This window comes from Microbulbifer sp. ABE4_465 (assembly GCF_056160765.1).
The window spans coordinates 1-719 of the sequence record NZ_JBSWXV010000023.1 but is presented as its reverse complement, the minus strand read 5'-3'; the positions used below and the strand labels follow the sequence as shown (position 1 = coordinate 719).

The window sequence follows — 719 nt, the reverse complement described above, 5'->3', positions numbered from 1 at the left end:
GTTACGTCGGTGGTACGGAAGTAGAACTGCGGACGGTAGCCTTTGAAGAACGGGGTGTGACGGCCACCTTCGTCCTTGGACAGGATGTAAACCTCACCTTCGAACTTGGTGTGCGGGGTGATGGAGCCCGGCTTAGCCAGTACCTGACCACGCTCAACTTCGTCACGCTTGGTGCCACGCAGCAGGGCGCCGATGTTCTCACCCGCACGACCTTCGTCGAGCAGCTTGCGGAACATTTCAACACCGGTACAGGTGGTAGAAGTGGTTTCTTTGATACCAACGATCTGGATTTCGTCACCAGTGTTGATGATGCCACGCTCTACACGGCCAGTTACTACGGTACCGCGACCAGAGATGGAGAATACGTCTTCGATCGGCATCAGGAACGGCTGGTCTACAGCGCGCTCTGGCTCCGGGATGTACTCGTCCAGGGTTTCTACCAGCTTCTTAACAGCGCTGGTGCCCAGCTCGTTGTCGTCTTCGCCGTTCAGGGCCATCAGGGCAGAACCAGCGATGATCGGAGTGTCGTCACCCGGGAATTCGTATTGATCCAGCAGCTCGCGCAGCTCCATCTCTACCAGTTCCAGCATCTCTGCGTATTCTTCAGAGCCTACGCCGCCACAGTCTTCTGCCAGCAGGTCTGCTTTGTTCAGGAATACAACGATGTAAGGTACACCTACCTGACGAGACAGCAGGATGTGCTCACGGGTCTGCGGCAT

At 56.5% G+C, this 719-nt stretch carries 1 protein-coding gene; it reads right to left on the bottom strand.

Translation table 11 applies throughout. The annotated features are described in order from the left end of the window. A partial coding sequence (locus tag ACXAG1_RS16960) for an EF-Tu/IF-2/RF-3 family GTPase (RefSeq protein ID WP_475120336.1) occupies nt 1–719 on the bottom strand: 719 nt, incomplete at both ends.